Below are 26,067 nucleotides of genomic sequence, written 5' to 3' on the forward strand. Positions count from 1 at the left end.
CAGCAGTCCGGCCGCTACGATTTACTCGTATTTTCATCGAGTGCTGAACGCAATTTCGCCTGCATCCACTGGAGGTGCTGTTCGAATGCATGCGCGCGGAAACTGGCGTTATTGAGGAAGTTCAATGTGAAGTCCGACAAACGCGTAGGGACGTTGTTCGGCAGAGCCTGCCATTCGGCAAGCGCCACAGGAAGATATCCGCGTATTGCCTGACGGTTCAGCCACGGACGGAGGTGCCGTGCGTCCCACGGTTCGGCGCCGATCTGGTGACACATGTCGCCGACGAGTACCGTCCCATTCACGATACGAGCAGCGAGGGGGCGACGTTCCGCCAGCATGGCTTCGGCTGCCTCAAGGCCTTGGTCCAGATTGATCTCGAGCACCTCGATTTCGTTGGCCGAAGCAGTCGGATCCGGCGGAAGCCGCCAATCCTCACCCAACACTTCGGCGGCGCCGCGAAGATAATGATATCCATTGAGCTGCCGCTCTACCTTCTCATAGAGCCTGCGAAGGCCAGCCTTTTCCAACATTTGGAGGACGCGTGGACCAGCCTTGACGAGGGGGTCAAGGACAAAACCGGCTCGGGTGGCGATGATCCTTCGCAAACGTTTCTTCCACCCCTTTCTTCCGGCAAACCGATGGATCTCGAGCAGCCGCTGTATGTCGGGGTGCTTGCGAGCCATCAAGGCATCGGAGCGTCCCTCCTGATGCCTGCGCACCATCTTTCCGGTGAGTGTCATCGTCTGATGTTCGAGATGATAGCCGAGTGCGTCAGGAGCAAAACGAATTGGAACTCCCTTTTTGATCAAACGGAGACCAAATTCGAAGTCTTCTCGTGCACGGGCGAATTGAGGATCGAGCCCGCCCATAGCTTGAAATAGTTCCGCATCCAGCGACAGGTTTCCTGTCAGCACATCGGTAAAAGCGAACCGATGTCCAGGGAGGGACACGCGCTCGAAGTGCCTCGTCCACCATTCGCGGGCGCTGAGGCGGAAGCGGTCCGTCGCAATGTGCGGAAGTGGCGGATAGGGGCCTATCACTACGCCCCCGGGGTGGCGCTGATGTTCACCGACATGCGCCCCAACAAAGTTTTCCCCGGGCTCAATGTCGTCGTCAAGGAAGATCAATAAACGGCCGCTCGCGACCTGCGACCCCGCATTACGGGCGAGTGCCGGACCGACGCCCGGCAACGACAGGGTACGAAGGGGAACGCGGGTACGAAGCGACGCGAGCATTGTCGACGTGTCGTCCTCACAGCCGTCCGCCACAACCAGGATTTCGAATGCGGGGGTCCCATCTCGCTGAGCGTCGAGCTTGCCCAGAAGCGACCTCAGCATGGCGGCACGGTTATGCGTGGGTATGATAACGCTGATGTCAACCATCCTTATGCCCTGCCTTCGCTGCTCGCGCCCGCGCGCGCAGATAACGGACCGGGCCGCTCGCAGCCCCTCTGAACTGGGTTAAGGCGTCGTTGTAAGGCAGGCTGAATTGGTGTGTCTGTCGACGTTGAAAAACTCGCCGAAGAAGCCTGATGTAGGAACGAACCATGCGAGGTAGCGCACGCGGGTTTCCCTCGAACACGAGGGCCTTCGTCAAGATGGCGAACGATGCAGCCTCGTAGCCATACATCTGCTGCTGCAGTTCCTTGCTTGAGCGACGATGGCGGTGCCAGTTCAGAGCCTCGGGATCGTAGATGATCCGATAACCGGCTTCGAGCACACGCCGGAACATGTCCGTGTCGCCACCCGCAAGGCTGAGCGTTCCGGCGTCGAGGGCCTCGTCGAACCATCCTACCGCGTCAACGATGGTTCGGCGCAATGCCATATTGACGCCGGCACCCGCATGCCATCCGGTGAACGGGTCAAGGTTGTGGGCGTCATAGACCTGGCGCCTGAAGCCACGGCAAAAACCGCCAAAATGTTGAAAGGCGATCTGCGAGTCCGTTTCCAGCTCTGCCGCCATGGTGAGGCCGGTTACGGCCAGCACCAGGGGGTCCTCGAAATTGCGAAGCAAGGTTCTAAGCCATAGCGGGTCGGGGACCGCATCGTCGTCGATGAACGCAACGACGTCTGCTCGTGCGTTGCGAAGGGCAGTATTGCGCGCGACGTCGAGACCAGGGCGCGGTTCGCGCAGATATCTCACAGTGTTGAAGCGGCTGACTAAATCTCGCGTGGCGTCGTTCGATGGGGCATTGTCGACGACGAGGATATCGGCCTTATCGGGCATAGCCAATAGCCCGATGAGGCAGCGCTCCAGATCTTCGGTACGATCGCGCGTGCAGATCACGACGGAAGCTTTCGGCAGCTGACTAGGCCTCGGCGACGGGTCAGGGAGGGCCAGCCGATGCCTCAACCAGGCCTCGAACACCGACGAACCGGCCGCAGACAGAATTCGTTCCTTAATTGGCGTCTTGCCGCCTTCGGTGTCGAAGGCGATCACGGCTTGGCCGCACGGACGACCGGCGACCCGGATCAGCACAAGTGCACCCTGATAGTCACCCGTCGGTTCAAAATCCGGCGGAAGGTCAAGAATGTCGATGTCTCGAACCGCAAGGCGCATCAGGAGTTCGGATCCAATCTGGGCTGACCCAATGAGCCGTGGTCCGGCGAGGCGGCGGGGCGCGACTGCACCTGCTGCCACAGTGTCGGAGGATTCAGCATACCCTTTCTTGGGCCGGGTCCGGTCACGGCGAGCGGATAGACTTCGGCATGATAATCGTAAACCTGCTGCCAATCTGCCGAAAAAAGGCCCACCGTAACGCGATAGTCGCCCGGAGCCAGGTCGATTCGATTGAGTGTTGTTTCGATGCGCACCGTGTCCGAGTCTACGACAGGAGCGAATTCGGCCAACTTGCTGTCGATCTCGAAGCAGCACGTATCGTCCGCAGCGTAGACGCCGATGACGATAATGGCATTGCGATCTCTGGTGGCACCAACATAGGTCAATGAAATTGACAGCCGGTCGCCCGCAGCGATGGTGCTTGTCGGCGTGCTTTGCTCATTCAGCAACGCCACGGCTGTGATCTGGAGTTCACCATTGCCGAACCGGCTGACCTGCGGCACCAGTTCGACGGGCAATTTTGTAACGGCGAACTGTTCGTGCTGGACGCTGGCGACCTTCGCCTCGACAGCCGAGGTATAAAGCGGCAGCATTTCGTCGATTGGCCCGTAGCCCACGACGCGGCCGGCTCTCAGGAACAGCACGTGATCGCAGATTTCTCTTATCTGCGAGACGTCGTGTGACACGAAGAAAATAGTGGCGCCGCCATTCAGTATCTCCTTCACCCTTGCAATGCACTTCTGCTGGAAGGCTTGGTCGCCCACGGCGAGGGCCTCATCGATAAGCAAGACGTCCGGGCGCACATGGACTGCCACGGCGAATGCTAGGCGCATGCGCATTCCGGTGCTGTAACTGCGAACCGGGTTCTCAACCGCCGCCTCCAACTCGGCGAAGGCCACAATCTCGTCAAACCGCTCGGCAACCTCGGTTCGCCGCATTCCCGCGATAACGCCCAGCAAGTAGATGTTCTCGCGCCCCGTCAAGTCGTCGGTCAGCCCCGCCCCAATATCGAGCAAGGCGCCAATTCGACCCACCACCTTGATCCGCCCTTCGTCGGGACGACCAACGCCGCCGATCAGACGCAGCAAAGTGGACTTCCCGGCCCCGTTCAGCCCGACAACGCCCACAGCTTGCCCTGGCGTAACCGCAAAGCTGATATGGCGCAGGCCCCAAAAGCTTTTCGACTGCACCATGGACCGCCTGGACAGAAGGTAACCCTTCAAGGTGGTGGAGCGCCCCCCCCCTTGCGCACGATAGCGTTTGCCGACGTCGTGGACGGTGATGGCGCCTTGTCTCATAGTTCGTCCACCAGGCGCGCGCTGCCACGCTCGACCAGCAAAATGCCGGCGAAGAGCATCGGCAAAGAAATCAGCGCAGTCTTCCAATAGATCGCAACGGGAGGCCACGCGTGTTCGACGAAAATGGCGCGGTAGCCCTCGAGAATCCAGGCCATCGGGTTCAAGGTGTGAATTAGCGCCATCGGCTCACTCGCCTTAAGCGGGCTGTAGAACACGGGCGTCAGGTAGAAACCCAGCATCAAAAATACACCTACCAAATGTTGAGTATCGCGGAAATGGACATGCGCGATCGCAACAAGATAGGACAGACCCATCGTGAACAGCGCCTGCGCAATGAAAACGAGTGGAAGTGCCGCGATGCTTAAAGTAAGGCCCCCGGTCTCGATAAACGAGATGATGAAGAGGAGTGGCAGAGCGAGCAGAAGGTGCACTGCCTGTGTGATGACTGCGACAACAGGGAGTATCCCGATCGGAAAGCCTGGCCGGCGCACCAATTCGCTGCTGCCGGTTATGGAAGTCGCCGCTGCGGGTACAGCAGTGCTGAACCAACCCCAGGCCAACACACCGGAAAAGACGAAGGTGGTGTAATGGGGAATATTTAGGGGAAGGACGTGACGAAAGATCAGGGAAAAAATCAGCAGCTGGCTCAATGGCCGCATCAAGGACCAGCCGAGGCCAATTGCAGACCGTTGATATCTCATCTTCAGATCGCGTGCCAGAAGTGCTAACAGCAGATCGTTCCATTGCAGACAGATGTGAATCAACGCCTTCCACCGATCACGACGCCAGTATTGGTCCCCTCGCTTCGCGCGATCCAGCGCATGATCCTTGAGATGCTCAGGCATTTCGGCTCACTTTTGCCATCGGTTAAATACACCTTGCCTCAAAGTAGTAAAGATCATCATACTCGCGAACTGACACGGTAACTCCAGCGTGATCTTTATCGCAGGAAGCAACAATTATGCCCATAGTTTCCATCATTACACCGGCGCATGGAGCGGAAACAACACTTTCCTCGACGTTGGAGAGCCTGATAGCGCAAAGTCATTCTGACTGGGAATGCATCATCATTGATGATGGCTCAACCGATCAGACCGCCGAGATCGCGGACCGTTTCGCAGCTCGGGATACGCGCTTCCGCGTGCTGCGGCAGGAGCAGAGCGGCGTGTCAGTTGCTCGCAATGCGGGGCTGGCAGAGGCGAAAGGCGAGTGGGTCGTCTTTCTCGACTCAGACGACGCGTTGGCACCGTCCCATCTCGAGATCATGCTGCATCACACACGAACTTTGCCGCAGGCCGACATTCTGCATTGTGGTTGGCGCCGCCTGAGACATGGGGCTCCCTGGTGGCAGCCTCACCCCGCGGTGAAAATGGACAATCCGTTTGCCGAAACAGCGCGCTATTGCCCCTTCGCGATTCACGCCGCCTTGCTTCGCCGGTCCCGGCTTGCAGAAATCGGCGGCTTCGATCCAGAGATGAAAATGTGCGAGGACTGGGACCTGTGGCAGCGCCTCGCCCGGGCTGGCGCCGAGTTTGCGCCTGTCGAAGGCCTGATGGCTGATGTTAGCGTAACGGCCGGCTCGCTGTCGTCAAACAGGGTCAAACATCTCGATTTTGGTCTTAAGGTGATCCGGCGCGGCCACCATTCCGATCCCCGCGTCACCGATCCGGTGCCGGCGCTCGCCCAGGGAATAACGCAGGCCGCGTTGGGAACAGCGTGCTGGTATCTCGCAATCTGGCTCGTCGGCGCCTCAATAGGCCAAGGCGACAATCCTGGCGAACTGCTCGACCGAGTGGCAGAGCCTATTCCACCTGACGCCGATGTCTACGCGCTCATTGCGGTAATGATAGACGGCATTGTGGTCGGCGCCTTCGCGGACGAGCCGATTTGGCCCGGACTTTGGGCGAAGATCCAGGACAAGCTTCCCGAACTGGAGGCTTGGTTTAATCGGCATGGTCCCCAAGAAGCTTTTGGTTCCCTGTTGGTTCGTTCAATGGAGCGAAAGGTCGCTGACCAACTACCCACCAACGTGCTCACCACGATCGGAACAACAAGGATACAGCCAATTGACTTGGATCGCCCTATCGTCGACCTCATCTTGCCCGGCATTGAGCGGTTGCGCTGTTGCATCTGGCGAGGTCCGACCCCGCTAGGGCAAGTGGAGTTTGTTGTCTTTGGAGCAATCGAAGCCGATACGATACGAAATCGACTCAGGATGGTGTTCGGCCCGGAGTTCGATCAGGATGACCGGCGCGCCTCCTCCGCCAACAGGGCAGCGCCAAGCCACCGCGGAGTAGCTCGACGGGTGCTGAAGCTCATGGCGAAAATATCATATTGGGCCAAAGCTAAGACAGTCGCGCGTCGGTGGAGCAGAGAGGAGCCGACACCGACACGCGTCGAGTCTATATCGGGCATCGCGCATGCTGGGCGCGTTGAATTCGATCGAATCGTCGAAGAGGAACGTCAGCGGGCGGTTGCAGCCTCGACCCGGATGTTAAAGGAGACGCCGTCGAAAAAAACCGGACCGGTGGGCGATGAGGTGCCAAGGTACGATACGGAAGCGTACTGGGAGGAGCTTTTTTCCCAGGTCGATCCTTGGGACTACCGAAACAACTATGAGACTGTGAAATATTTCCAAACACTGTCGTTGTTGGACGATCGGCGCTTTTCAAACGGCCTTGAGCTGGCCTGCGCGGAAGGAACCTTTACACGGATGTTGGCCGCCCGCGTCGACAACCTGCTGGCAACCGACATTTCGGCGTCGGCGGTCGCTCGAGCGGCCTCGCTTCAGGACCATGATTCCACGGTAGCCTATCGCCAGTTGGATCTTTTGCGCGACGACCTGGAAGGGCCTTACGATCTCATCGTCTGCAGTGAAGTTCTGTACTATTTCGAGAACAGAGAAAAGCTCCGGCAGATAGTCGATAAGATTGCGGGCAGTCTTCGCACTGGTGGTTGGTTCGTTACCGCCCACGCCAACCTCCTGGTTGATAGGCCGAATGAGACAGGATTTGGGTGGCCGCATGAATTCGGCGCGATTGGCATAGGTGAGATGTTTGACCAGCATCCGGACTTAACTCTCTCGGTTGAAGCCAAGAGTCCGCTCTATAGAATCCAAAGGTTCGAGAAGGTAGAGCACGGGGGCTTCCTTGAGCCGACACGCGTGGAAGTAAACACGGCGCAGCCTTTGCCTCTTCAGGTCGCCAGCCAAGTGCGCTGGAGAGGCGGGCAGGTTGTGGAAGCGGCCGCCGAATGGAACGATGTCCCGATCTTGATGTATCATCAGGTTTCCGACGACGGCCCGGAACAGCTTTCTCGATACCGCCAGTCTCCGGAGGCTTTTGAATCTCAACTGGCCTTCCTGCGCGACGCCGGATGGCGCGGAATAACATTGGATCGGCTGCTTGCCTGTTTCGACGAAGGTGCCAAACCGCCCGAAAAGACATTAGTTCTAACCTTCGACGACGCTACACGCGATTTTATGACGCATGCCCTTCCGCTGCTGCATCAATACGGCTTCCCATCCTCACTCTTTGTCCCAACCGAGAGGGTCGGCGGCTCTGCAATATGGGATTCGGCCTATGGACCGCCAGCTCCACTGCTAACTTGGGAGGAACTTGCGGCGGTCGCGAACAGCGACGTGACGCTGGGCGCCCACGGTGCCCGGCACGTGCGTTTATCTGCCCTGGCACCGGAGAGCCTGTTGCGAGAGCTTGCTGGCTCCAAAGCTATGCTTGAGAAATGCCTAGGTCGCGAAGTGCTGGCGGTCGCATATCCGTACGGCGACTTCGACCCCGCTATCCGGGACATAGCCGAACAGTGTGGCTACCGGATCGGGCTAAGCTGCGTCGGTGGCACGGTGCGGGCGGATGCAGATAAGCTCGCATTGAAAAGACAGGAGGTTTTTCGCGGGATCACCCAGTCAGAGTTCGCAAATCTGCTATTTGGCTGAGACAAGAACGGAGGGTTCCACCGTCCAACCCGCATCGTACTTTGTTCCTAGAGCAAAGCGATGATTGGCGTTTGGAGAGAAACAAGATTCCCGTTTCAGCCATGATCGGGCCTTTCTTTTGAGGCTCCTCATTGCCTTTGATCCCGTGTCGACCGCAAGCATCTTGGCGGCAATTGGCTTGTCATGTCGCGACATTGTTGCCACAAGTTCGATGAGCGCGCGGTATCGGCCCTGTTCAACCGCCTTCTGGACGAGCCACCGGCCACAGCGGCGTAGGCCGACACGGATTACAAAATCCTTTTCCGGGTGTCTCTTGAGCATTTCCTCCGCGACCAGAATCCAGGACCTTAGCATTCGCGTCAGGTTGGATGACATGTTGTCGGGGGTTTGGCGATAGCCGACAAGATGATCCGGCACCACCACAAAAGATGAGAATTCAGCGGCCAAGCAGTAGAAGAGGAGATCTTCACATCCCTGCGCGTCACGCTGTTGGAGTGAGGCGTCAAATCCTCCCGTCGCATCAAGAATATTCCGCCGTACGAGTGGCGAGCTTGCATTTCCAATGAAGTTATCCGCAAGTACCTCGTCGAGCACATCTCCCTCGATGGAAACTTCATTGCTGCGGTAAATGATGTAATTCTTGTGGTCAATCATCGCATACCAAGTGTAGACCAGCCCGACTTTAGGACCGCCTCTCTCCAATGCCGCCAATTGTCGCTCAATTTTATCAGGTGACCAAAGGTCATCCGCATCAAGGAATGCCACTAGGTCGGCAGACGTAGAGCGCCAACCCGCATTTCGAGCAGCCGCGACGCCGGAATTTCTTTGCTCTAATACTCGCACGCGCGGATCTATGTCAGCGATTGCTTGCGCAATAGCCAGGGTATGGTCCTTAGAACCGTCGTCCACCACGACGATATCGAGCGCTTGATGTGTTTGATTACGAACGCTGCTGATTGTTTCAGCCAGAGTTCGTTCCGCGTTATAGGCCGGGATTACAACAGCAACAGTTACATCACTTCTTGCCGATTTCTTCAAGCTCTCAACTCCGAAGTCTCCACGATCGCAATTAAGATACACCAAGATGCAGGCTTGAGTGTCAATAGATGGAATAGTGGTTACTCGACAAAGGTATTTCTAGCCAGCAGCTGTTGGTATTCGATAGATTGCCGGTCCCGCTTCGCTTGGCGCGGGCCGCGCCAATCATGCGCGTTCGCAGGATGCCGAGCTCAAACTCGCCGATGCCGACATTCATGCCCAACAACGAACTTTAGCCCGACAAGGAACCCACACCCGTCGAGATCGATGACGCGCAGGGCTTTGGCCAAAGTGCGGCCGCTCAGAGGAATTGGACCCCCTATCCCGCTGGTCGGCGGATGGTGACGCTTCAGGACGAAGGCCTTGTTCCGGCACCTATCGAAGATCGGCCGGTGCGGCGGAAAGTCCGTTGCGACGCCTCGAAGATGGAGCATCTCCGCCAATCGAGAGAAAACGAAATGCTTCGGAACGCCGGCGCTTCCACTCTATCGGCAAGACCCCTCCTTTTAAGTACAATTGAGAAAACCACAAATATTAGGCACACTGAAAAGGCGATAAATTGTGGGAAAAGCATAATCCACAATAATAATCCGTGACAATATCGAATTTAATGGCAATCATAGCTTCGTACTGCGCAGGCAATCTTGCCCGAGGACCCGTCACCACCCCGGCGGGTCCTCAGCTTTGCTGACCAGAGTCTTTCAGGGTTAGCTTGAAGCATTCCGCCGGGCCAGGTTTTCGTCAGGGCAAAGGCGATTGGCGACGGGCATACCCCTGGTAGGTGCGAGCCGATCGCCTTCGGCTGGAGATGCCGGACTGATCGCCGGCCGACTCCGTTTGAGCCAACGGCGATGGTTCCGGGGTCGGACAAGACGAAATCAGCGACAACACAAGCAAGGACCGAAGCTCCGGTGCAATGACGGGGCAGTTACGCAGGTGATATTATTGTCGATCAGAGATCATCCTGCTGTGGGTTATATTTGGTCACCACATCTTATACATATCATTAGCAAAATCTCATTCATCTTTCGGTAGAAATATAAATGCAACTTTTGTCTGAAATGAATGTTTTCATGGTTTGATATAATTTGATTTGTATTATGCTATCCTTGGGGCTTATTAATTTCTGACCGGTAGATAACCGATATGAATTCTTGTTAGAAAACATAAAACCGCTCCGGTTATTTTGCCCATCGCCGTGTCGGCTGCGCAGCAACCAAATAATACTTTTGAAGGGGCACAACGACCGGCGACCCGGCAGTCTTCGGATCGACCGGCACCGAAGACGTGGCGGCGCAATTCGATATCAAAGAATGATGATCTTGAGGCGAATGACGCTTTGAAACAGCGGTGAATCAAGGAATTATCGCCGTTCATCACGCCACCGACCAGATGGCATGAAGCAGCTTTCGACTGGTCATGACAATTCGCGTGATGAGCCGAGACCCTCGGTAAGACAAGCCGCAGCCTAAGAGACGTCCACCCTTGTTCAAGCGCCCCCGCATGGAACGATGGCTCCGGAGCACCCAACGCCTCGCCGCAGGCAACAAGCCCCGAATGTCCGCTCACGACCAAACCTGTGTCGAAATGGTCGCACCTCGTCATCGAATTAACCGTTCATAAAGCATTTACTTGCTCAACTTGTAATTTGTGTCATGGTCACTGCAAGTAGTGAGGAGCCGATCTGATGAGTGATATGGCATCGCAGATTCCGGAATTTGGTTATGATGAACGCGTGATGATCTGCCGGAAACAGATTGAGAAGGCGGTTTATCAGTTCATTGCAAACACGAAGGTCGAGGGGTGCGATCCGGCGGAAGTCGCAATGGCTATCGCCGACATTGCCGACGATTACATTTTACTGCTGGCACAGAAGCGCAATTTGACCCATTGAAATCAGGGATCGGCCAGGCCGGCCGGCGCCAGACGCCCCTGAAACGAGCATCGCCGCCGTCTCCTTGCCCGGAGACAACGTCAACGAAACCGCTTACCATTCATTTGAGCCTATCTTTCTGCCGGGCATCGAACAAATTCTGACCAAGCGGCAATCATCCGACAGCCCACGAGGCGCCGGGCCTCTCCGAAGCTAATAATTCAGATGGATTGCCGATACACTGGGCCTGCAGAGCAGCTGGCATTTCAGCCGGCAGCACCCGTCTCTTGAAACGATCGAGACCCTACTGTTCGCGACCATCACCGGTACACGGGCGCCCATAACCTCGGAGCCCACGCTATTTTTCACGGTTATCAAAGTTCTGAAGCAGCAAGGCACCGACCGGCACATCGCCGGGAACCGCAATCGATTTTCGGAAAGCGCGATGCCTGGATCAGGGTGTTAAAGCGTCCTTTGTGCGTCCTATAGAACGCACGGGGCTCTAATGACTTTTTATGCTCACGAGGGGAACCGGAGAGCTCAATTCGGCCAACTCTCTGGTCAGCCCCTCCCCGACTTCCTGCTTCACCGCCTCAAGAGCAAGGTCGAGGCAATTCGTCGCGAATTGCAGTTTGACATCCTGAGCAACCTGGCGGGCATAGGCGATCATCCGTGCCAGTGCGACCAGTTCATCCAGACCGTCTTTCGCCCCTAAATCTCCATCTATTTTTACAGTCGATGTCACGCCCATGCCCATTTCTCCAACGAATGGAAGGGATGATACGCGGGCTGACGTGGTCGAGCCCGTGAAAAAAGCGTGACACAACTCTCGGTGACGGTCGTCGGCTTCACTTCACAATACAGGCCGTGTGGAGAACGAGGTTTCGCGCAGTTTCCAGGGCAAATCGGCATGCACGCGAATATCGGCGGTCGACTGCACCACCTTTAGCAATTCCAGTGCATCGACGCGCTTTTGATCAACGGAATGCGACACGAGGGCGGTCAGAAGCTGCGGGCGATCCGGCTCAGCTACGCCAGCGCACTGCTCGACGATTGCCCGCCACGTCCGTCTCTTGAAGAATATTGCGCTCGCGGCGTCCTCGATGACTTGGCGCCGCTGATCTGGGAGCAACTCATTCCTTTCCATGGCATCGAGCGTGGCGCTGACATTGACGAGCGGTATCGTCAGCGGCTTGCCGCCCAGTGCGCTCGGCGCATGCACGAGCGCGACGGCGGCATCATCGACCAGCCGACCCGTCCGGTAGTCTTCGAAAATGCGGCCAATCCCGATCATCCCGAATGAATGACATTCCGCAGCGCGCAGCGCGCCCATGCTTGCCGCCCCAAAGACCGTCACGCCAAGCGAAAGAGCACGGAGAATTTCCTTGTGCCAGACCGGCGCGGCGTATTCGAAACCGCCATCGATCAGGCCGATGACATTGGCACCCTGTTCCACCACAGCCAGAACATCGCCCTGCGTGGCGGGCGGCAGGACGCGTATCCCCTCGCCGGCAAGTGAGGCTGCGTCGGGAAGACTGGGACCCGCGAAAATGACCTTCAAAAACCTATCGCTCTAGCGAGCGCCCTTGTTCCAAACTGGCGAGCACGCGGCCCCTCCGGATTTTCGAGTTCGGGGATAACGACCTTGACGACGCCAAAGGGAAGCGTGTTGTCGCTCAGGCGTACGGCAATGACCGAACTGATCCCCTTGTTTCGCAATGTCTCCAACACATGCTGCACCAAATGCGCCAGATCCCGTTGTTCCGGCGTTCGGTGGCGGAAAGGACCGGCAGCCGGCGAGACCGGAACTGCGTCGAAGGCTCGCCGCATCAGCGGCGGCAAGGATCTCGAGAACGTGGCGGGAGAAATATCGTCCCTGGCTCCGCTGATATAAGTAAGTCTGGATTGCGCGGCTTCCGTTACCGCCCGGATGGCCGCGCGCACGGGAGACGGATGGGCTCCCGTACCACCGGTCACCTCGACAAGGCGAATGTCGCTGCCGCCGCGGCAATCCCGCTGGCCTGGAGCGGAATCGCCGGGACCCAGAATGGCGGTGAAGCAGGGAATGGCGATGTCGCTTGTGATATCGAAGAGCCTGAGCGCCAATCCTGGTTTTTCGATCTTGTCGATCAACCCGGTCAGTGCATCGTCCCGGAAGCCGCGGGGGTCGACGCAGCCGGCATAACGATCCCTTTCCGCGCCAACCTGCCACAGCACATGCGCATCCCGCTCGATCCGTTCGAGCACCCCGTGGAAAACGGCCTCCTCGATATTGTTTCCCGATGCCAGGCCGTCAGATGACATCCAGTATCGCGCATCACGCGTGCGGTCGAGCAGCACTGCTTCAAAAGGGATATAAATCGTTTCGCCGGTGAGGATGTTGATGCCGGCCACCCATTCCGTCTCCTCGTCCGGCCCGAGATCGGGTTTATGCATGGCGATCAGGCAGTTCAGCGTATCGATCTTGTGCCCCATCGCCTGTAGACCGAACGAGGTGCTGCGGACAAGATCGACGAAAGGTTCGCCGGCAACTGCCCGTTCAATGGCCTCCATGACAGTGGACACCTTGGCATCGAGATCGGTCAGGCCCTTTCCTTGAGCAATCACGATTGATCGCGAATTCGGAGTATAGGCGCACCAGACGGGAATTCCGACGTCATCAAGCCCGGTATGTCGCGCAACCCTCGTTATGCCGAACCGAGCCAAAAAAGGCTCGACGCGGGAAAGGGTTTCCCGCGGCGATAGGATCCTGTCGGAATACATGGACCGGTCCGTCAGAATGCCGGCTCAGCCGTCGACGTGACCGGAAAGCGCGACCTGCGCCGACGAAACGGCGACGGCTAAATCGACGCCCTTCACGAATATGCCGCCGGCTTTGCGCAGGCTGCTCGCAGTCGCCAATTCCCCCGTCGGATTGAGCGGCTTGACGGTGCCTGCGTCGAGATCGGCTAGCCAAAGACCTTCCTCGCCCGGTATTCCTATAATGACAGCTTTCGCCATGGTATGCCCCTCAGCTATTGTTAAAAACCAGCCTTCAACAGGCCCTCCCGATATAGCTCTTTTTGCCAGTGCTCCTTGAAGGGAACGATGGCGAGCCACTTCTCGACGTCGAACACCGGGTTGATGCTTTCGGCGCGCTGCCGATGGAAGAGTGCCCGTTTTCGATCGCCGATCATTGCGCAACTGGCCGCGGCGATACGATGGGCCGGTGCTTTGTCTTTCATCGCCTCGACATAGGCGATGGCCTCCTCATACTGTTCCAGGAAGAAACTTGCTCCCGCGGCACACCAGAGATAGGCGTCAGGTGCGATCGGATTGAGCGAAATTGCCTTTCTGATCTTGGCGAGCGCGTCGCCGGGGCGGGATGCATGCACGAGCGTGTCGGCATGACTGTAGATGACATCGGCAAAATGCGGACTGAGCTCTTCCGCCAGATTAAGGGCTGCGACGCTGGCATCCACATCACCCAGATAAAGTCTGGTGACCCCGAGCTCACGATGGCCCGCCGCCGATTCCGGATCTCGCTCGATTGCGCGAAGCGCATGCTGCTCCGCCAGGTGCAGCAGTTCATCGTTTCCCTGCGCCGTCACGAGCCACTCGCTGGTGAACGTTCTTGCCAGCCCCGTAAATGACGGGGAGAAATCCGACCTATGCGACAGCGACAGCCTGAATGCCTTCCTTGCCCGCCGGATATGCGGCAGCGTCAGCTTGCTCATCAGGCTCGAGCCGACGAGATAGGCGTGATAAGCCTCAGGATTGGCTTCGAAACGTAGCCGTTCCTCCTCGTTTTCAGCCAGCTCACGCGCCACCGACTCGGTCAATTGCTGGGCGATAACCCGCCTTTGACGCGGCAATATATCGGGGGTCATCTTAAAGCGATTGGCCCAGACGATCTCATCCGTGGGGAAATAGATCAACTGGGCGAACAATCCCTCTTCGGAAAGTCGGGTATCGAGAAGATAGGCGATCGAGTGCCTGGCGACCACCGCGGCTTTTTCGGAGTCGCGGCGGATCTGTCCGGCCGTGTGCGGAGCGACAATGGAAATATGCCGAAGCGCACAGAGTTCGATTGTGACGTCTTCGATCAGGGCGTTGGCAAGGGCAAGTCCGGCATCGGCGTGCTTCGCCGTCGGGGGAAGCAACACCAGACGGGGAAGGATCCGCGGGATCGGCGATATGCGTTCGATATCGGTCGACTGGCTGCCGGACTCGGGACGCTTCACCTCCACCCTTGCATGACCGCCGCCATCCGGCAATCTCTCGCCGAACGATGAGCCGCCGGATAGCCGATGCAGCAATGCCCTGACCTGCTCGTCATTTGGATCCCGCTCGAGGATTTGCAGGGCGGCGCTGGAAATGATGCGCGCCGCACCCGGCTTTTGCACATCGGGCACCGCCTCCAGCAATGCTTGCCGCAACTGCAGCGCATGGGCGTCACGCTGCGCCCTAATCCAAGCCTCTATCTGCTTTGTCGCCGGCTTGATATTTCCGATGAACCCGCGCTGGGTCGATTCGGCGATCGCCTGTAGTCTATCCAGCGGCGGGCCGCTGGCCCGAAAGACATCCAGATCGCTGGAAACCGCCTGCTTGTTGAGACACACCATCGTGGCACTGAAATCGAAAGCTATTTCGGTGCGTCCGCCGTCCATCTCGCGGATGCGGGACAGCATTTTGCGCAAATTGAGCCGCGCCAACTCGGGCTCGACGTCGCTCCATAGAAACTGGGCCAGTTCATAACGGCTGAGTTCATGGCTCCCACCCGCATAGATATGGGCCATCATCAACAGACCCTTGATCGGATAGCGAACCGGCTCGCCATCCGATTCAGTCAGCCGCAGATCGCCGAATGTCTGCAGATGAAGCACGGCCCGTCCTCAGTTGTGTATAAAAGGATCCTGCAGGTCGCTGTCGACGTCAGGCAATCCCGTCATCGCCAGAGTTTTGGCCAAGGCCACCAGCTTCTGCCTGATATTGGGATCCTCGATGGCGATGAACGCTTTATTGAGCGCGAGCCCTTCCTTCGAGGATAAAAACTTGTTCAATTCGCTCGTCTCGCCTTCGATCGGCCCGGAACCACCGTTCTCGAAGAAGAAGCCGACCGGCACGCGAAGGATCTCGGAAATGCGCTGAAGGCGGCTGGCGCCGATCCGGTTCGTTCCTTTTTCGTATTTTTGAATCTGTTGGAAGGTGATGCCAAGAAGTTCGGCCAAACCATGCTGGGTCATCCCGAGCGTCTTTCGCCGAACTCTCACGCGGTTGCCAACATAGACATCGATGGAATTCGGCGATTTGGCCTTCATGTGCTTAAGTCTCCCGCTTCATCAGTACGCGCGCTGTATAATGGAGAGTTTAAGCAAGAATGCAACTAAAAGTAAATATTTCGTAACGTTTTTTTCAGCACAGCATGCAGTAGAAACCAACCCTGAACTACTGCGGCGAACGACACGATGTCGCGCCGACTGGCTAAAGCGGCTTGTCGGCGACGGCGATCATTGATTTGGCGAAGGCAGGAATTCTTCCAACATATTCGAAACGGACGTTATCGAAGCCGGTCTCCAGCAACAGTGTGCGCAACGTGTTCTTCGACCAGAACTTGATATGCCCATGATCCTTCAACGGCATGAAGTGATCGTCCATTTTTCCCGTCGCAGCCAGTGCAAGATTCTTCAGATAGCCGTGATAGGGCGTCGATATCACCGCGATGCCGCCCGGCTTGACGAGATCAAACATCGTCGAGGTGAAGCTCTTCGGATCGTAGACATGCTCGACGACCTCCAGGCTGATAACGGCACTGAAACTGCCATAATCCCGGGACAGGTCGTCATAGGCCGAGCCAACGCTCAGCGCCAGCCCGGGATGACGGATATTGGCCTTTCCGATCCCGTCGCTGGAGGGATCGACGCCGACGACATCATATCCTGCTTTCGCAAGAGCCGCGGCGGCCCCGCCGGTGCCGCATCCGAGATCGAAGACGTCATTTTCCGCAGACCCGTCGAAATGATCCCCCAGTACATCGAAGATTTTGGGCAATATGTAGGAGTGTGCGGTTGTCGGTTTGGCGTGAATATAGGTGGTTGCGTCTAGCTCGATGGACATGGTCTCTCCTTTCTGCTGTTGCACGCAAACCCTATCAATTAATACGTCGAAAATTTGATCGAATTCACCTAAATTCGTCAGCATATAAATATATGTTCTGCAAAACCTGGAATTCGTTGGATAATTTTAAATGCTTTGCGCGAAAAAATTGCGGAAATTAAGCTAATTTACCCGATAAAGATAGGAAATATCCAAATATTAACGACCGTTAGTTGAAATAAACATGTCAATTCAACAATCTTTTCAAAAAACTCGAATTTATTTCAATCCAGGTCCGAGAATGCCCGTTTATGCGATCACAGAAGCGGCAAGATCAGCGGCTACCTCTCGCGGAATTGCCGAACGCTGTGGTGGAATTCTCGGCTGGAATGCTGTTGAAGCGCTTTCGGCGAACCTGTCGCGCTTTTCATGAGGGCGCGGATGAAAGAGCGCGCTCGGTTGCAGACACGAAGCCAAAGATATTTAACCGGATCATGTATACTCCAGACAGACCAACGAAACCCTTCTCGCGTGCCGGAGAAGACAAGCTTGCCCGATAATTCGTCGCCCGCATATGCGAAACAGCCGGCAGGAAAACCGCGGATTCCCGTGATCTTCTGGTTGTTGCTGACGATTTCCCTCTCGCTGGTCATCGGAACGGTGCTTCTGTCCAACGACATGAAACATTTAAAGGCGGTTGGGCATTATTTCGGCTTCGACCTTTCCCCCCCTGAGGTTAAGCCGTCACCGCCCAAAACCCTTCCCCGACCGGCGCCGCCGGCAGTCTACAAGCTTCCCCTGCATGCCACCGAAGCGCCCATGGCACAGACCGCGTCGGCCTTTCTGCGCACATGGCGCATATCCGGGCCTGCAATGTGCGCGGCGCTGCGCCAAGCGGGCGTTCAGACCAGCGAATGGGCGGCGGCCAGCTTCAACGCCGGCACGTTCGAGTGCTTTTACGAGCACAGCGCCAAGCGCGAAAAGGATCAGCTCGCGAATTCAATCTTCGTCATTGTTCGTGGCGATGCCGCCGGCACGATCAGCAGTATGCGCGTGAAGGTCGTCAATCCCGGAACGGATCAGAACGGCCAGCTCGATCCGGCTATCCTGCGCATTTTCGAAACCATGCTGCGTCAACCGCAATGGCTCGATTTTCATGAGACCCTGAATGCGATAAAAAACCTGAAGGATATCAAGGAAGACGGCTTCGGAGCCAACATCGCCTTCACCCAGGAAGTGCTCAATCCGGAGCGCTACAATTTTACCCTCTCGCTGGATGCAACGTCGGGCCCCCAAAGAAGGGCGAGGAATTACTTTTCCGGCAGAACATGGCTTCCTGCGCCGGAGCCCACAATTGCGGCCAACCGCACGCAGCCGCAACTTCCCCGTCAAGAGCCGCCGGCAGAAAATCGCAATTAGAGCCGCGTGCGGCGCACTTCAGACGATGCGACTTGTCACCGTGATGTCTGGACAGGATCCTGTAAAGCTCCATCAAGCTGACTGAACCTGGCCGTTCGGCCCCTTCACCGCCGGCCAGACGCCAGAGACGCTCCACATTGAGGTCCTGAGTAGCCTGCGCAAGTTCGTCGTTGAGCGAGCGGATGACGCGTGCCGATCGACGCAATCGCAACGAGGTTCTGACGAGCGCGCCGAACAGGAGGAGAATGATGCCGACTACGCCGAGAGCAACCGTCGCGAACTGCCGATCATCAAGAAGGGATACGCCGCTGCGAACAGTCGCCATAAAAAAAGCGGCATTTTGAAATGCCATATAAAAATAGCTCATCAGGTAATTAAACCGATCTTTCATAGCGAGCTTCCTCCCGCAGCGGTTTGATATCTTGGATCATGCAGAAAAATCTGGAAATTACCGTTGTTATCCACACCGCTGAAAAGACATCGAAAGCTGTACCGATATCCTAATTAAGATCGCCGTCGATGGATCGCAGTCCGCAAGCTTGACCCGTCGATTCCGCCGCAGACGTTAAACACAGCCAACAGTGAGAGAAAGAGTGAATAGAAGACGTTTCCTCGCCTCCATTCCGCTCGCCCTGTTATATGCCCGCGAGGGTCAGGCTTTGGCGCAGGTGCCGCCGTCCGCGGGGCTGCGCGCCCTTGCCGACAGAAAATCGTTTCGATTCGGTTCGGCGATCGATCCGGAGGATGTCGGCAATCCGATTGCGTCTCAGATATACATCGACAACGTCAATTCGATAACGCCGCGAAATGCGCTGAAGTGGAATGCAACGGAAAGGCGGCCAGGCGTCTTTTCCTTCGGGCCCGCCGATCAAATCGTTGCGTTTGCACGCAAAAACAACATGAGGGTTTATGGACACACGCTCGTCTGGTATCGCACGCCCGACTGGGTGTCCGCCATCACCGACGCTGAGACCATTCGGGCGGCGATGAACCGTCATATAAAACAGGTTGTCGCTCGCTATAAGCGGTCGATCGATGCGTGGGATGTGGTGAACGAACCTTTGGAATATGATGCGCCGGATCTGCGGGACTGTATTTTCCGACGCCTTCTTGGCGACGACTATATCCGCATGAGCTTCGACATGGCACACGAGGCCAATCCCGACGCGGTGCTGGTTCTCAACGAGACGCACCTGGAGAAAAAATCCGGCGTGTTCGAACAGAAGCGTGCACGCATCCTGAAGATTGTCGAGGATCTCGTCGCCAGAAAGACGCCGATCGGCGCCGTCGGGCTGCAATCGCATTTCCGCCCCGGTCTCGATCGGATCGATCCGGAGGGAATGGGCCGATTCTGTGCAACGCTGAAGGGTATGGGTGTCGGGGTTTTTATCACCGAACTCGATGCGTCCTGCCACTTCCTCAGCCGCGACACGAGCTCCACGCCGGTCTCCTATGCCGAGATTTTCGGTGACGTGATCACCATCGCAGCCGAGCGTGGTGACTTGAAAGGCGCCACCGTTTGGGGCATGTCGGAGAAATATGGCGGGCTTGACGAGAAGGACACCAAACCCGGCGCCACATGCACGAAGCGCGTTAATCTTTACGACGAAAACAACGATCCGAGAAGTTCGATTGACGGCATCAAGCGGGCAATAGAGGCAATGTGATCGCCAAGACAGTGGAGACGCGAACAGATTCATGAGAAAAGCCGTTATTTACGTGGAAAAATTTCTGCCTGCCAGCCAGGCATTTGTTCTCAACCAGGCAGTGGCGTTTCGCTCCTTCCAAGCTGAAATTCTTGCCGGTTCGCGAATCTCTTCCGCCCATACGAAAAAATCCACTGTCCCGGTTCATGACATCCGCCGGTCTCCGGTCGCGCGGGCCGGTGAGCTGCTTCTGAAAATCCCGCAGATCGGGCTGCCCTTCCTGTTTCCCGCGATCAGCCAAGCCGATCTTGTCCATGCCCATTTCGGCAAGAACGGCTATGTCATCGGTCCCCTGGCGCGGGCCGCCGGCAAGCCACTGGTCACGACATTTCACGGCTTCGACGCCACCTATCGCGGCGATCCTAAGAAACCGGGCGGCTTCAATCAGGTGCGTTTCTTCGCCAAGGGCCGGAGCGAGATGGCAGGCTGGAACAGCTGGAACATAGCCGTTTCCGATTTCATCCGAGAGCGGCTGCTGGCGCTCGGCTTCCGCGCCGACCGCGTCTTTCGCCATCACATCGGCATCGATCTCGATCTCTTCAAAATGGAGCCGCGTCCCCGAAAAAAGGGATTGGTGGTTTCCATCGCCCGTTTCGTCGACTATAAGGGCCACCGCTTCATGATCGACGCGCTTTCACGCGTGGCGGCCGCCGGTACCCCGGTTGAATTCGTCATGGTCGGACAGGGACCATTGAAGGAGGAAATCGAGGCCTTGGCGCGCCGTTCCTTGCCAAGCGTCACGATCCATGAAAATCTGTCTCAGACTGAGATAAGGGATCTGCTCGCCAGTGCGGAACTCTATCTTCATGGCAGCGTGACGCTCGACAATGGTCATGCGGAAGCCTTCGGCCTCGCCAATCTGGAAGCCGAAGCCGTCGGTACTCCGGTCGTCGCATTCCGCTCGGGGGGCGTGGGCGAAGCGATCGAAGAGGGGAAAACTGGTTATCTCGTGGAGGAGCGGGATGTCGCGGGCATGGCGGAAGCGGTCGGAAGGCTGCTCAACGATCAGGCCCTGTGGACAGCCTTCAGCGCGCGGGCACCGCTTCTGGTGGCCGAGCGCTTCGACATATGTCGTCAAACGGGGATGCTAGAGGACTACTACAGTTCCGTTCTAGACGAATTTTCCAGCCGGGGTCGGACTTGATGGTGCAGACAGGAAAGAAGCCGAAATGGGGACTGAACGTATTTCGGCCGCTGCGGAACGGGATCGTTAAGGCCAAGTGGCTCTATTACACGAAATTCTGGGGTATGGACATCGATCCGACTGCCAGCTTTTCACTCAGCGTGCGCTTCGACAAGACCAATCCGAAGGGACTGCACATCGGCGCCGAAACCTACGTCGCCTTTGAAGCCGCCATCCTGACCCACGACCTCACGCGCGGGCTTTACCTTCACACGAGGATCGGCAAACGCTGCTTCATCGGCGCCCGCAGCATCATCCTGCCCGGCGTCGAGATCGGCGACGAATGCGTCATCGGCTCCGGCTCGGTGGTGACCAAGAGCGTGCCGCCGCGCTCGCTCGTGGCCGGCAACCCGGCCAAGATAATCCGCAGCGACATCAAGATCATTTCGCGTTACGGACGCATGGCCCGCGAGGACGAAACGGTCACGCAGATCGTGACGCACTTGCCGACTGGAGAAGCACGATGAAGATGTTTGCCTATCGCGGGAAACACGAGAATTTCGGCGACGAACTGAACCATTGGCTCTGGGAACGTCTGCTGCCCGGCTTCTTCAATGACGATGAGAGCCGGCTCTTTCTCGGCATCGGTTCGATCCTCTACGACAATTTCGACCCGGACCTACAGAAGATCGTCTTCGGCTCGGGCTATGGCGGCTACACCAACGCGCCGAAGGTCGACGGCACCTGGACCTTCTACTTCGTGCGCGGAAAGAAGACTGCCGAGGCCCTCGGCATCGATCCGAGCTACGCCATCGGCGATTCGGGCATCCTCACGCGCAGTTGCTGGGATGCAAAGAGCGTTGAGAAGCGCTACCCCGTCTCCTTTATGCCGCACTACGAAAGCGCCATGTACGGCAGCTGGGACAAGGTCTGTGAGCTCGCCGGCATCCATTACATCGATCCCCGCTGGTCGGTGGAAAAGGTTCTGACCGAAATCAGCGCATCGCATAAGGTCGTCTCCGAGGCGATGCATGGCTGCATCATATCGGATGCGCTGCGCGTTCCGTGGCGGGCGATCCGGCCGATCGCACCAAGCAATCGCGCCAAGTGGTATGATTGGGCGAGTGCGCTCGATCTGGAGATCGATTTCGATCCCATCGGCCCTTCCAACCTCGTCGAGGCAGGCGCATCTTTGGTGCGGAAGAACACATATCTGTTGAAGAACATCACGTTCCGTCACCGCCGCATCCGGCAGCTGACCGGCAACTATGTGTTCGGCTCGACCGTCAAGACGCTGCAGCGGGTGGCTGAGAAGCCCGGACAGCTCAGCTCCGACGAGGCTATCGGAAGAGCGCACGAGAAAATGCTGGTCGAGCTGGATCGGCTGAAGCAGGATTTTTCCAACGGCCAGCGCCCTTTGATGTCGCAGACCCCGTGACGAGGCAATAAGGCATGATGCTTTCTAATTCCGCCAATATTCACTGCTCCCGCAAGGGCAAGAAGTACTCCGGATGGACCCGCAGCCCGCTGAAATGGTCAACGTCATCGACCTCAGGAGCCGTTCGCCCATGAGCAGTGTTACCGACCGGCTGATTCAGGGCAGCATGTGGCTGAGTTTGTCCCGCGCCATCGTCAACGGGCTCTCGGCGCTTAGCACCTTCGTGCTCGCCTGGTATCTGGTGCCGGCTGATTTCGGTCTCGTCGCCATTGCAACGACGATCCAGGTCATTCTGAGTTCGGTCACCGAACTCTCGCTCAATCAGGCGCTTATCCGCCACGAGTCGCCCAGCGAAACGCACTTCAGCGCGGTCTGGACCCTGAGCGTGACGAGAAGCGCGATATTGGCGCTGCTGTTTGCCGCCGCATCCTATCCGATCGCCGAGTTTTACAACGAGCCGCGGCTGACGAGCGTCATGCTCGCCTTGAGTTTCAGCCTGCTCTTGAGCGGTCTTGCCAATCCGCGCCGTGTCATGCTCCAGCGCGATCTGATCTTCTGGCAGGAATTCGTCCTCAACGTCTCGCAAAAGCTGGTCGGCTTCATCGTGACGGTGGCGATTGCGGCCATCTATCAGAGTTACTGGGCTCTCGTGATCGGCACCCTCGCCTATCAGGTGACCAATATCATCGTTTCCTATACCGTCCTGCCGTTCTGGCCGCGCATCACCTTTCGGCATGCACGCGAATTGTTTTCGTTCTCGGTGTGGCTCACGGCCGGACAGATCGTCAACACGCTGAACTGGCGGATCGAATATCTGCTGATCGGAAAGCTGCTCGGCGCCACGCAGCTCGGCCACTACACGGTCGGCAACACCCTTTCGACGCTGCCGACGCGCGAGGCCACGGCGCCGTTGAACCAGACGATCTACCCAGGCTTCTCCAAGGTCCGCAACGATCCGGTCCGGCTGGTCGCAGCCTATCAGCGCGCCCAGGCGCTGCTGGCCGCCGTGGCGCTTCCGGCGGGCATCGGCATGGCGGTGGTGGCCGAGCCAATGATGCGGCTTGCCTTGGGAGAGAAGTGGATTCCCGCCATCTTCATCGTCCAGGCGCTCGCATCGGTGTTTGCCCTGCAGACACTCGGCTCGCTCGTCCAGCCGCTCGGCATGGCGAAGGGCCATACGAAGATGCTGTTCATCCGCGACACGCAGATGCTGGTGGTCCGCATTCCCATCATCATCGCCGGCCTCATGATGGCCGGGCTTCCGGGCGTCGTTTATGCCCGCGTGTTGACCGGCCTGATTTCCACCGTGGTCAACATGCTTCTCGTCAAGCGCTTGATCAATCTGCCGTTCTTCCAGCAGCTCGCAGCCAATTTCCGCGCGCTTGCCAGCGTCGCCTTGATGGCCGCCGGCGTCTGGGGATTGTCGCACATTCTGAGCATGCCTACAGACAAGCTGCACTTGGCGCTCTATCTCGCGTTGCTCGTCATCACGGGCGGCATCATCTACGCCGGGTCGAGCTTTGTTCTCTGGGTTGCGATGAAAAGGCCCAACGGCCCGGAAACTGAAGTTCAGCGTATCGCTGTCAAGTTCCTGTCAAAAGCAAAACGTATTGCCGTACCCAAATCGGCCTGAAGTTAAAACGAACATCAACAAGAGAGGCAGAATGACCAGCCAATCCAGATCGGAGCTGATCGCAAAACTCAACGGCATGATCCATGATTGCCTGAAGGACTATGTCTCGCGCGATGAACCGCTTGCGATTCTCGACTTTCCCGACATCCGCAATTGCGGCGACTCGGCGATCTGGCTGGGAGAGATGGCCTATCTCAGGGATCGCTTCGGAAAGCGCCCGGACTATGTCTCCAGGCTTCACGACTTCTCCGCCGACGAGCTGAAACGGCGTGTGCCGACCGGCCCGATCTTCATTCACGGCGGCGGCAATTTCGGCGATATCTGGGTCGCCCACCAGGACTTCCGTGAAATGATCATGGAACGCTTCCCGGATCGGCAGATCATCCAGTTCCCGCAGTCGATCCACTACAGCTCGCCCGAGCGCATCGAGCAGTCCAAAAAGGCCATCGGACGCCACAAGAATTTCGTACTGCTGGTGCGCGACGAAGAATCGAAGGAGTTTTCCGAGAAGCACTTCGACTGCACCGTGCGGCTGTGCCCGGACATGGCCTTTGCCATCGGCCCGCTGCCGGAAAGGGCGACGCAGATTCCCGTCCTCGCCATGTTGCGCGAGGATGCGGAACGCGTCGGCGGCGGTGATCGCAAGATTCCTTCCGATATTCCTGTGGAAGACTGGATTACAGAATCGAAGCGGAAGGTGGACATCGCCAAGAAGTTGGGCGTAGCCTCGGCTTATCTCGCATTGAAGCCGAGCGAAGTTGCCTTGCGCAGACTGGACGCTGCGGCTCATAACCGCTTCGAGCGTGGCATCAGTCAGATTTCGCGCGCCCGCGCGATCGTGACCGATCGCTTGCACGTCCATATCTGCTCGCTGCTGCTCGGCCGTCCGCATGCGGTGCTGGACAACAGCTATGGAAAGATCCGCCGCTTCATGAATGCTTTCTCCGGCGGTACCGACCTTTCCTACAAAGCGACATCGCTCGAAGACGGAATCGAGTGGGCGCGTCAGCAGGCTGCCAACGGACGCGTCGCGGAGAAAGAAGCTGTGGGCCTGCGGGCTTAAGGGGGAATTCGATGCCACTTGTCACCTTCATCATCCCGGTCCGACATCAGGACAACGCGCGCGATTGGAGCAAGCTGAAGGCAAATCTCAGCCAGACCGTGGCCTCCATTTCCAATCAGACCAATGGAGATTGGCGCGGCATCATCGTAGCCAACGAAGGCGCCGACCTGCCTGATCTGCCGGAGAAATTTTCCGCCGTTCGTGTGACGTTTCCGCCGAACGACATGCACGAACTCGGAAAGGGCAGCAAGGAAGACTTCCTCGATGCCTTCCGCGCCGACAAAGGCCGGCGCGTTCTGAGCGGCATGCTGGCCGCGGCCGACAGCCGCTTTTTCATGATTGTCGATGACGACGATTTCGTCAGCTCCCGGATCGTGCAATATGTATCGGAAAACCGGGATGCCAACGGATGGACGATCGACAACGGTTACATCTGGGACGACGGCGGCAATTTTCTGCTGGGACATGACGACTTCAGCCATCTCTGCGGCACCTCGCTGATCATTCGCGCCGATCTGTATGAACTGCCGCAGCGGTTTGAAGACGCCTCTCTCGACTGGATCAAGTCGATGCTGGGCAGCCACGTCCGCATTGCGGACATTCTTGCCCAGCGCGGAGCGCCCTTGACCAAACTGCCTTTCCGGGGAGCAGTCTACCGGGTCGCCCATGGCGGATCGCACAGCCGCGCGCCGAGCCTGATGCGGCAGTATTTTCTCAATCGTGGCGTACTTCTGAAGCCGCGACGGTTGTTGCGCAATTTTCGCAAGCTGAGGGTTCTCGGCGGCGGTTATCGGCGCGAATTCTTCGGCGGGACGCGGTCGAATCCCGCATAGCAAAACGATCCGTCCAATAGGCATAGGTAGTCAAATCATGAGGCTTTTCTCTTTCGA

23 protein-coding genes are annotated in these 26,067 nt (G+C 57.5%); 11 read left to right on the forward strand and 12 right to left on the reverse strand.

Features of this window, described 5'->3' with window-relative positions; genetic code table 11:
* Positions 1–14 precede the first annotated feature (14 nt).
* The 4 genes from NL154_RS15350 to NL154_RS15365 all read right to left on the reverse strand — a co-directional run bounded on the left by NL154_RS15350 (position 15) and on the right by NL154_RS15365 (position 4,702).
* The gene (locus tag NL154_RS15350) at positions 15–1,382 is read right to left on the reverse strand and encodes a glycosyltransferase family 2 protein (RefSeq protein WP_221146917.1); all 1,368 of its coding nucleotides are present in this window, start codon (positions 1,380–1,382) and stop codon (positions 15–17) included.
* Positions 1,375–2,559, reverse strand: a complete 1,185-nt coding sequence (locus tag NL154_RS15355) for a glycosyltransferase family 2 protein (RefSeq protein WP_210630280.1) — start codon at positions 2,557–2,559, stop codon at positions 1,375–1,377. The genes NL154_RS15350 and NL154_RS15355 overlap by 8 nt, the downstream gene beginning before the upstream one ends.
* The gene (locus NL154_RS15360; protein WP_259665253.1) at positions 2,559–3,752 is read right to left on the reverse strand and encodes an ABC transporter ATP-binding protein; all 1,194 of its coding nucleotides are present in this window, start codon (positions 3,750–3,752) and stop codon (positions 2,559–2,561) included. Before NL154_RS15360 ends, NL154_RS15355 begins: the two co-directional genes overlap by 1 nt.
* 101 nt (positions 3,753–3,853) lie before the next feature.
* Positions 3,854–4,702, reverse strand: a complete 849-nt coding sequence (locus NL154_RS15365) for an ABC transporter permease (protein WP_434732922.1) — start codon at positions 4,700–4,702, stop codon at positions 3,854–3,856.
* A gap of 116 nt (positions 4,703–4,818) precedes the next feature.
* On the opposite strand from NL154_RS15365, the gene NL154_RS15370 reads away from it, so the two are divergent.
* Positions 4,819–7,809 (forward strand): glycosyltransferase, encoded by a 2,991-nt coding sequence (locus NL154_RS15370; RefSeq protein ID WP_434732923.1) that lies wholly within the window; start codon positions 4,819–4,821, stop codon positions 7,807–7,809.
* On the opposite strand, the gene NL154_RS15375 is transcribed toward NL154_RS15370, so the two are convergent.
* Positions 7,798–8,847, reverse strand: coding sequence for a glycosyltransferase family 2 protein (locus NL154_RS15375; RefSeq protein ID WP_221146913.1), 1,050 nt, complete (start codon positions 8,845–8,847; stop codon positions 7,798–7,800). The genes NL154_RS15370 and NL154_RS15375 overlap by 12 nt on opposite strands.
* A 1,687-nt stretch (positions 8,848–10,534) precedes the next feature.
* Here NL154_RS15375 and NL154_RS15380 point away from each other — a divergent pair.
* Complete coding sequence (locus NL154_RS15380) at positions 10,535–10,741, forward strand: hypothetical protein (protein ID WP_004676311.1); 207 nt, start codon at positions 10,535–10,537, stop codon at positions 10,739–10,741.
* A 481-nt stretch (positions 10,742–11,222) separates the two neighbouring features.
* Here the strand turns inward: NL154_RS15380 and NL154_RS15385 are convergent, their stop codons facing one another.
* The 7 genes from NL154_RS15385 to NL154_RS15415 form a co-directional block, all read right to left on the reverse strand.
* Entirely contained in the window at positions 11,223–11,471 is a 249-nt protein-coding gene (locus NL154_RS15385) for a hypothetical protein (RefSeq protein ID WP_434732924.1), read from the reverse strand.
* Positions 11,472–11,573: 102 nt separating this feature from the next.
* Entirely contained in the window at positions 11,574–12,281 is a 708-nt protein-coding gene (locus NL154_RS15390; protein ID WP_434732925.1) for a TfuA-like protein, read from the reverse strand.
* A complete protein-coding gene (locus NL154_RS15395) occupies positions 12,278–13,483 on the reverse strand; it encodes a YcaO-like family protein (protein ID WP_434732926.1) in 1,206 nt (401 codons plus the stop codon). Before NL154_RS15395 ends, NL154_RS15390 begins: the two co-directional genes overlap by 4 nt.
* A gap of 24 nt (positions 13,484–13,507) precedes the next feature.
* Entirely contained in the window at positions 13,508–13,720 is a 213-nt protein-coding gene (locus tag NL154_RS15400; protein ID WP_085779099.1) for a hypothetical protein, read from the reverse strand.
* Between the two features lie 20 nt (positions 13,721–13,740).
* Entirely contained in the window at positions 13,741–15,585 is a 1,845-nt protein-coding gene (locus NL154_RS15405; protein WP_221156456.1) for a peptide antibiotic resistance protein, read from the reverse strand.
* A gap of 9 nt (positions 15,586–15,594) precedes the next feature.
* The gene (locus NL154_RS15410) at positions 15,595–16,020 is read right to left on the reverse strand and encodes a helix-turn-helix domain-containing protein (RefSeq protein ID WP_210630264.1); all 426 of its coding nucleotides are present in this window, start codon (positions 16,018–16,020) and stop codon (positions 15,595–15,597) included.
* Positions 16,021–16,183: 163 nt separating this feature from the next.
* Positions 16,184–16,816, reverse strand: a complete 633-nt coding sequence (locus NL154_RS15415) for a class I SAM-dependent methyltransferase (RefSeq protein ID WP_184453866.1) — start codon at positions 16,814–16,816, stop codon at positions 16,184–16,186.
* Positions 16,817–17,039: 223 nt separating this feature from the next.
* On the opposite strand from NL154_RS15415, the gene NL154_RS15420 reads away from it, so the two are divergent.
* The 9 genes from NL154_RS15420 to NL154_RS15460 all read left to right on the forward strand — a co-directional run bounded on the left by NL154_RS15420 (position 17,040) and on the right by NL154_RS15460 (position 26,010).
* A complete protein-coding gene (locus NL154_RS15420) occupies positions 17,040–17,228 on the forward strand; it encodes a hypothetical protein (RefSeq protein WP_434732927.1) in 189 nt (62 codons plus the stop codon).
* Between the two features lie 116 nt (positions 17,229–17,344).
* Positions 17,345–18,214 (forward strand): DUF6030 family protein, encoded by an 870-nt coding sequence (locus tag NL154_RS15425; RefSeq protein WP_434732928.1) that lies wholly within the window; start codon positions 17,345–17,347, stop codon positions 18,212–18,214.
* Between the two features lie 593 nt (positions 18,215–18,807).
* Positions 18,808–19,881 (forward strand): endo-1,4-beta-xylanase, encoded by a 1,074-nt coding sequence (locus NL154_RS15430; RefSeq protein WP_434732929.1) that lies wholly within the window; start codon positions 18,808–18,810, stop codon positions 19,879–19,881.
* Positions 19,882–19,912: 31 nt separating this feature from the next.
* Positions 19,913–21,064: a glycosyltransferase gene (locus NL154_RS15435; protein ID WP_434732930.1), complete on the forward strand. Its 1,152-nt coding sequence runs from the start codon at positions 19,913–19,915 to the stop codon at positions 21,062–21,064.
* Positions 21,064–21,570 (forward strand): acyltransferase, encoded by a 507-nt coding sequence (locus NL154_RS15440; RefSeq protein ID WP_064804382.1) that lies wholly within the window; start codon positions 21,064–21,066, stop codon positions 21,568–21,570. The genes NL154_RS15435 and NL154_RS15440 overlap by 1 nt, the downstream gene beginning before the upstream one ends.
* A complete protein-coding gene (gene pssM, locus NL154_RS15445) occupies positions 21,567–22,481 on the forward strand; it encodes an exopolysaccharide glucosyl ketal-pyruvate-transferase (protein WP_210630253.1) in 915 nt (304 codons plus the stop codon). The genes NL154_RS15440 and pssM overlap by 4 nt, the downstream gene beginning before the upstream one ends.
* A 130-nt stretch (positions 22,482–22,611) precedes the next feature.
* Positions 22,612–24,114, forward strand: a complete 1,503-nt coding sequence (locus NL154_RS15450; RefSeq protein ID WP_221146907.1) for a lipopolysaccharide biosynthesis protein — start codon at positions 22,612–22,614, stop codon at positions 24,112–24,114.
* 31 nt (positions 24,115–24,145) lie between these two features.
* Complete coding sequence (locus NL154_RS15455) at positions 24,146–25,177, forward strand: polysaccharide pyruvyl transferase family protein (RefSeq protein WP_210630251.1); 1,032 nt, start codon at positions 24,146–24,148, stop codon at positions 25,175–25,177.
* A gap of 11 nt (positions 25,178–25,188) precedes the next feature.
* Positions 25,189–26,010, forward strand: coding sequence for a galactosyl transferase (locus tag NL154_RS15460; protein WP_210630249.1), 822 nt, complete (start codon positions 25,189–25,191; stop codon positions 26,008–26,010).
* Positions 26,011–26,067 lie beyond the last annotated feature (57 nt).

The sequence above is a fragment of the Rhizobium sp. YTUHZ044 genome (assembly GCF_051123975.1).
Taxonomy (GTDB): Bacteria; Pseudomonadota; Alphaproteobacteria; order Rhizobiales; family Rhizobiaceae; genus Rhizobium.